The sequence below is a fragment of the Brevibacterium sanguinis genome (assembly GCF_039528855.1).
GTDB lineage: Bacteria > Actinomycetota > Actinomycetes > Actinomycetales > Brevibacteriaceae > Brevibacterium > Brevibacterium sanguinis.
Window position 1 is genome coordinate 243,170 of the sequence record NZ_BAAAMB010000008.1, and the last position, 6,232, is coordinate 249,401.

Sequence of the window (6,232 nt, forward strand, 5' to 3'; positions counted from 1 at the left end):
GGGGGGGGGGGGGGGGGGGGGCTGAGCCTGTCATAAACTACACAGACGTAGTTGATCGAAGGGAGAAAGCATGAGTGTCGGAGCATTCGTGACGATCATTGTGGCCGTTATCGCAGCTTTGGCGAGCATCACGGGAGCGATTGTCGCTTACCGTGCGGCAGGTCGGGCTGCGAATTCGTCTCAGCTGATCGCTCGTGAGAGTCACGGGGTGGCCGCTATCGATCGGCAGTCTGACGAGCTGAGGGAGGCATTCGACAAGTTCATTGAATCGTTCGCAAATGCGCGTGACATTGATAAGCAGATGCAGGTGAGTGCTCGACTTGACCAGCTCGCCTCTTGCACCGGAGCTACAACTGAACTGCAAGCAGCGTGTACCGCTCTGATCAGTGCAGTCACCTTTCAGCCACGGACTGAACCGCAGCTGTTCCCCGGCATGTTGTTTCGTGGCCCGATGAGCAGAGTCACTCGCGAATATCGCAATTCGCAAAATGCGCTATCCGCCAAGCGAGCCGCGAAACTGTCACGCTAGACGCTCACTCCGATATAGGCCGCGATCTTCTGCTGACTGGTGACTACCATTGCGGTATGAAACTCTCCTGGCTTGTTTGGGCACTTGTCGTCGTATTCGGCAGTGTCGTGACATGGATGCTGATCGTTCACAACTCAAGCAATGGGCTCAGTGTTCGGATCGGCTCATGGGCGCAGTTGCTCGCAGCTGCGGGAACGCTGGGTGCTGCGGCTCTCGCATTGAGCACTGCTAAAGAGAACCGGGCGCAATCGCAGAAAGCGAATGAGGCTTTGGCTGCCGCGACCCGACCGCAGCTATCGCTTCATATGCTTCCGATGATGAAACAACGTGCTTACTTGCAGCCGAATGAAACTGTGTACCTTTCCATCTCGAACTTGTCCGCGTTCGTCGCTCCGCGGATTCGAGTCAATTGGAACACTCAAGATGGCATGCCTCATGAAGCTTGGATCGACCGTCTACTGGGTGATCCAAACCCGGAGAAGGGCCTGATAGGTGAGCATGTGAGTTACAGCGGAGATGCGAGTACGTCAGCAACCGTCCAGCTGGGAGTGGCGTCAAACTTGGATGAACAAGACAACCGAGTTCGACTCTATTACGCCAGTCAATTTGGCAATGGAGGGTGGATGGAGGTTCACAGATGGGAGGCGTGGAACACTAGCTCCGACCCCGAACATCCCGCCTGGCAGCATAGGCACACTATTGAGGCTCCTAAATGGATGACCCTGAGCGAGATGGGCTTCTGACTACTCATGGGAACGGCACATCCTATACGCAAGTGAGTATCGGACTGCTGGAAGTTTGTTTGACCCAGACGAATGCGTCAGAAGGTGGGAACAACGTCGGCATCCTGCATCTCACTAGTAACAACTGCGGACCGTTCGAGGGTCGCGGTCGATGAGCCATGGATTGGTACTCATAGGGACAGAACCCAGGCCTACAGTGACATATGGAGCTTGGCGAAGGCCCAACCGAACACGATAGCGACTACGCCTCTGAAGGAGCCGGTCGAGGAGCTAGAGGTCCCCGCCGTCTATGACACGGGGTTCTCGTGGGAAGACGGGATCGGCATCCAGTCAGGATGGGGCGGACGACGTAGGTGACGCACCCGGCACAGACACACTTTTTGGCCTACAAGCCACAGATCCCGGAAAGGAGCAGTGTCGACACGCCCTGGCTATACACACAATTTGATCATTAACCCTCACAATGCGAAGAACCGCCGTTCGGATGATCCGAACGGCGGTTCCTGTGTGCTGTGCGCCCCCCGGGACTTGAACCCGGAACCCACTGTTTCGGAGTCTCAGCAGACGACTCGCAGGTCAGCGACCTGACGGTCATCCCGTTCCACCCCCGATCAGACGTCGATCTCACCATTTCCGGGGACGCCGAAGTGCTCGCCTTCCCCGCCCCCGCCGACGACGTCGAGGCAGGTGCACGATGAGCGCCCCGACGATCGCCGAACTGCGCGAGACCACCCGCCGGGCCCGGGCACTGCACGACCGGGCAGCACACGACATCGCCACGAAGATCCTCCGCGGCGCACCGGAGACCTCCATCGCCGCGAGCGCCGAACTCTACCGGGAGCTCGGCGAGGAACTCACCGCCGCCGAGGCCCGGCTCGCCGAGGCCCTGGGTCGCACGGAAATGTCACAGAATGATCGACATTCGATCACCACCGCATCGAAATAAATTCCACTGCGGTACACGATCAGCGGAATGTTAGTTAGACTACAACTAACAATTGATATCATATGATGACTGTCTGACCTGGAACGATGGGTGCAAAATTCCAGCTTCGCTCACCAGTTACCGACACGTCAACTTGAATATCAATATGGTTGAGAATGGATCACGAAATGGTAATAGGGAGTGTTGTTTCAATCCATTCTCAGCAAGATCAGCGTATGCAGACACTTCCCACCCCAGCAGCGTGGCTGGGGGACCTCGACGCCTTCGACCGCTGGATGAGCGCAGCCGACCACCCCCGATCCACCCGGCGTATGCGCAACTACCACCTCCGCCGGTTCGCCACCACCACTGAACTCACCATCACCGAGGTCACCCTCGAGGACCTCATCACCTACCTCGGCGCACGCGACTGGAAACAGGAGACCCGGCGCAGCCACCAGTCCACCCTCAAATCCTTCTTCCGGTGGGCCACACTCACCAAACGCATCGACGACGACCCCACCGTCTACCTCCCGCGCGTGCGCACCACACCCGGCCTACCCCGCCCCTTCCCCGAAGAACTCCTCACGAGCACCCTCGCCACCGCACCCGAACGCGAACGCCTCATGATCCGCCTCGGCGCCGAAGTCGGCCTGCGCTCCTGCGAGATCTGCCTCGTCAACATCCGCGACATCGTCGGCCCCCACCAGCGCCCCTCGATCATCGCCCACGGCAAAGGCAACAAGGACCGGCGCGTCCCTCTGCCCGCCAGTCTCGCCGCACTCATCCGCGCGGCCGCCGGCGAGAACCCCGGCGGGTGGCTGTTCCCCGGCAAAATCGACGGACACCTGTCGAACAAACGCGTCATCGAACTCCTCGCCGACACCCTCCCCGGCGACTGGGCCGGCCACTCACTGCGCCACCGCTACGGCACCGTCACCTACGACGGATGCAAAGATCTGCGCGCCGTCCAGAAGCTCATGGGTCACGCCAACCCGCAAACCACCCAGATCTACGTCCACATCAACGACGACGCCCTCCACCACGCCGCATCCTTCGCCGAGATCGCCTGATAACGAAACGGCCACAACCACTACCGCAGCAGTCGAGCGGCACCTACGCTTCGCTCATGGGATCAATCATCGTCATCGCCGTCGGCTACGTCCTCCTCGTCTTCGTCGTCGCTCTGGGGGTGAGGCTGGGCATGCGGTGGTCACGCGCCGATGAACGCAAGGAACGCGCGGCCCGAGAATCCCTCGGGGTCGACCGCGCACAGAGGCCCGAGCCACCCAACCTCACCTGACAGGCCAGACCGTCATGGCCACGTGCGCGACACTGTGGTGCGACCGTGACGCCGTCTCACGCGGCCTCTGCAACAGGTGCCGAACACGACTCGTCAGCGGCACCAGCATGACCCTGCCACCGCGCCCCTACACCACAGCGGCCGGCAAGGCACGCCTGCGCGCCGAGGCCACCCGCCGACGCGAAGCCGGCCAAGGCATCGCCGACATCGCCGCCGCACTCGGCGTCAGCCCCACCGCACTCGGCAAATGGCTGCGCGCCTGGGGCGTGAACCCCGGCGAACGCTTGCTCGCGCCGAATCAGTGCCAACCGTGGAGCGTCGAGGACGCGGAGTTCGCGTTGTCTCGGACGGATCTGACTGTGGCGGAGCGGGCCGCGGTGCTCGGGCGCAGCGTGTCCGGAGTCGAAGAGCTTATCCGCCAGCACCGTCTGGGCCGTCGGTAGTCTCGGCGCGGAGCCTGGCGATGTTCGCTTCGTGCTGTTCCACCAGCGGGGCCGGCTTGCCGTCGGGTACCGCCGGGGCGAGGAGTTCGTGGACGCCGCGGGTCCAGAGTTCGTTGTCGTTCATGATGCAGTTCCTCTCATCGAGCTGTGTGTGGTCCAGTATGACGACGCCGGCGGCCGAAGTATACGACTCTCCCCAGGCACGACGAAGTGGCCCCCACCGCGGTGACGGTGAGGGCCAAGTCGTGGAACGGACGGTCAGGCGTCGAGTGCCGCACGCACCGCGGCGTCCTTGGCTTCGAGGAGCTTGCGCAGAGCGACCGACTTCTCAGGCCCATCCGGCAGTGCGTCATCGACCTCAGCGGCGAGCGCCGCGAATTTCGCGGAGGTCGCGCGCAGCAGAGGGTTGGTGAGGTGGTCGTAGGTGAAATAGCGGAGGATCAGGGCAGGCATTCGGGTGACCTTTCAGTGGCGGGGTTCGTACCCGTCCGGGGGCGGAGTGGCGTCGACCTCGGTGCCCGGGTCGTCTTCCGGGTCGGCGTCGCCGGCAGACTCTGGTCTGAACGCCGACGTCACGGTGTACCCTTCCCCGTCGGCGTCTCCGTCGGGAGCGGCGTCACCGTCGACGGCGGTCGCGTCGTCGGGGTCGTCTGCGCCGTCGCCGACGGGTTCGACCTCCTCGGAGTCGAGGCCGTCCCAGTTGCCGAAGTCAGGGTCCGTCGGTGCGGCTCCGAGGCCGAGCGTGCGCAGGGCGCGTTCGACGGCGGGGATCGCCATGACACGAGCGATGACCGCGGAGACGAGGGCCGCGGCGGTGGCGATGCCGACGAGGATGAGTCGCAGCTGCTCGGGTGGTTCGACGTTGGATCTGGTGAACTCGTCGAGGACGATCCGCACGATCTCCGGGACGACGACGAGGGCACCGATGATGCCGGGAATCCACGCCTGGATGAACGTGCGCACTGCGGCGCGTGCAGGGTGCTCGGTCTGGGTCGCCGAGGCGTTGGGTGTGGTGACGATCTTCATGATGGGTGTGCTCCTTCTCAGTCCGTGAGCTCGGTCCACTTGATGTCGGTGACTGCGACCGCACCGTCACCGGAGACGTTCTTGGCGACGACGTAGAGGCGCATGTCGCCGCCCATCTTCGGGCCGATGTTGCACTTGTCGACCTGGGTGAGCTCGGCGTGCACGTCGCCGCCACCGGCGCGGCCGTGAACGGTGACCCGCTTGTAGTCGTAGCGGGTGGCGCCCTTCTTCGTCTTCGAGTTGTACTCGCCGAGGCGCAGCCACACCTCGGCGACCTGGCCCTCGCGCAGGCCGTTGATGGTCAGGTGGGTGTTGACGGCGAATGTCTCACCGCGCTTCGTGGAGGTGAGGAACGACCAGGTGTTCTTCGCTCGTGTCTTGAGCGTCGTCTCCCGGTTCGGCGGCAGAGGCTGCTTCGCAGTGCGACGGTCGGAGGTCTTGAATGACATGTCGAGGATTCCCTTCCTGGGTGCGGGTGTGGGGTTGGTGGGTTTCGGGGCCGGCGGTCGGCCACCGGTCTTCGTGAGCTTGAGGCGCTTGCGGAACGTGTCCCCGTTGAACGAGGCATCCGACTTCCGCCCGGGTGGGGAGCACGTCTCGGCGTGCCGCAGCGCCCGGGACTCGGAGAGGTCGAACTCGTCGAGGAGGGCACGCACGAGCTTGAGATACGCTTCGTACTGGGCTTTCGGCCAGTCCTCCATCGCACCCTCAGCTTCGATGCCGATCGCATACGAGTTCGTCATCGTGCTCGACCGGGACTTCCCGGCATGGTTCGCGACGCCGGCCGCGAACACGTACACGACCCCGGTGCGGCCTAGACCTAACTGGGCGAGCGGGCCAGGTAGGCCCGGGCGCCCGTTCTTGACGACGTTGAACGTCGGGTACTCCGTGGAGCGTTTGAACGATCTCGGGGTCGCGGTGTGGTGAAGGGTGATCGTCTTCACGCCGCGCATGGTCGCGCGGCCCCGTCCCTCCCAGTCACCGACCCACACGACCTCGAGACCGGACTTCTTCACCGCCCTCGCGATCCGTGGGGCGAGCGCATACGCCATGGTTGCCTCCTTCAGGCATGAGAAACGCCCCGAGACGATGCGTCAGGGAGCGTGATGGTGGTTGATGGTCAGGTGATGTCGTCGTGGGTGAGGCCGTTCTCCGCCATGCGGCGGCGGAGCCGGTACTCGACGTCGAGGAGGGCAACATTCGGGACTGCCGAAGGTTTGGTTGACTCCAAGACCGCATGATTCCTGAGAGGGCGTCGTGCTG

General features: G+C 63.1%; 9 protein-coding genes. 6 read left to right on the forward strand and 3 right to left on the reverse strand.

The features are described 5' to 3' along the window. Positions 1-70 precede the first annotated feature (70 nt). From ABD154_RS10230 to ABD154_RS10255, 6 genes are all read left to right on the forward strand, one after another. On the forward strand, positions 71-529 hold the full coding sequence (locus ABD154_RS10230; RefSeq protein ID WP_198499262.1) for a hypothetical protein: 459 nt from the start codon (positions 71-73) through the stop codon (positions 527-529). 56 nt (positions 530-585) lie between these two features. Beyond that, positions 586-1,272: a hypothetical protein gene (locus ABD154_RS10235; RefSeq protein WP_211978956.1), complete on the forward strand. Its 687-nt coding sequence runs from the start codon at positions 586-588 to the stop codon at positions 1,270-1,272. Positions 1,273-1,966: 694 nt separating this feature from the next. Further along, entirely contained in the window at positions 1,967-2,218 is a 252-nt protein-coding gene (locus tag ABD154_RS10240) for a hypothetical protein (protein WP_344251183.1), read from the forward strand. 215 nt (positions 2,219-2,433) lie between these two features. Next, positions 2,434-3,270 (forward strand): tyrosine-type recombinase/integrase, encoded by an 837-nt coding sequence (locus ABD154_RS10245; protein WP_344251184.1) that lies wholly within the window; start codon positions 2,434-2,436, stop codon positions 3,268-3,270. 56 nt (positions 3,271-3,326) lie between these two features. Beyond that, positions 3,327-3,500, forward strand: a complete 174-nt coding sequence (locus tag ABD154_RS10250; RefSeq protein WP_344251185.1) for a hypothetical protein — start codon at positions 3,327-3,329, stop codon at positions 3,498-3,500. 107 nt (positions 3,501-3,607) lie between these two features. Further along, a complete protein-coding gene (locus ABD154_RS10255) occupies positions 3,608-3,943 on the forward strand; it encodes a helix-turn-helix domain-containing protein (protein WP_140954722.1) in 336 nt (111 codons plus the stop codon). A gap of 258 nt (positions 3,944-4,201) precedes the next feature. On the opposite strand, the gene ABD154_RS10260 is transcribed toward ABD154_RS10255, so the two are convergent. From ABD154_RS10260 to ABD154_RS10270, 3 genes are read right to left on the reverse strand one after another with little or no spacing between them, the layout of a single operon-like run. Then, entirely contained in the window at positions 4,202-4,396 is a 195-nt protein-coding gene (locus ABD154_RS10260) for a hypothetical protein (RefSeq protein ID WP_140954721.1), read from the reverse strand. Positions 4,397-4,408: 12 nt separating this feature from the next. Then, positions 4,409-4,969 (reverse strand): hypothetical protein, encoded by a 561-nt coding sequence (locus ABD154_RS10265; RefSeq protein WP_344251186.1) that lies wholly within the window; start codon positions 4,967-4,969, stop codon positions 4,409-4,411. 17 nt (positions 4,970-4,986) lie between these two features. Next, a complete protein-coding gene (locus tag ABD154_RS10270) occupies positions 4,987-6,021 on the reverse strand; it encodes a peptidoglycan recognition protein family protein (protein WP_344251187.1) in 1,035 nt (344 codons plus the stop codon). Positions 6,022-6,232: the final 211 nt, after the last annotated feature.

Excerpts from the sequence above, each read along its gene's own strand:
- ABD154_RS10235 (WP_211978956.1), top strand. The coding sequence starts at position 586 with ATGAAACTCTCCTGGCTTGTTTGGGCACTTGTCGTCGTATTCGGCAGT.
- ABD154_RS10250 (WP_344251185.1), top strand. The coding sequence starts at position 3,327 with ATGGGATCAATCATCGTCATCGCCGTCGGCTACGTCCTCCTCGTCTTC.
- ABD154_RS10265 (WP_344251186.1), bottom strand. The coding sequence starts at position 4,969 with ATGAAGATCGTCACCACACCCAACGCCTCGGCGACCCAGACCGAGCAC.
- ABD154_RS10270 (WP_344251187.1), bottom strand. The coding sequence starts at position 6,021 with ATGGCGTATGCGCTCGCCCCACGGATCGCGAGGGCGGTGAAGAAGTCC.
- ABD154_RS10245 (WP_344251184.1), top strand. The coding sequence starts at position 2,434 with ATGCAGACACTTCCCACCCCAGCAGCGTGGCTGGGGGACCTCGACGCC.
- ABD154_RS10255 (WP_140954722.1), top strand. The coding sequence starts at position 3,608 with ATGACCCTGCCACCGCGCCCCTACACCACAGCGGCCGGCAAGGCACGC.
- ABD154_RS10230 (WP_198499262.1), top strand. The coding sequence starts at position 71 with ATGAGTGTCGGAGCATTCGTGACGATCATTGTGGCCGTTATCGCAGCT.
- ABD154_RS10240 (WP_344251183.1), top strand. The coding sequence starts at position 1,967 with ATGAGCGCCCCGACGATCGCCGAACTGCGCGAGACCACCCGCCGGGCC.
- ABD154_RS10260 (WP_140954721.1), bottom strand. The coding sequence starts at position 4,396 with ATGCCTGCCCTGATCCTCCGCTATTTCACCTACGACCACCTCACCAAC.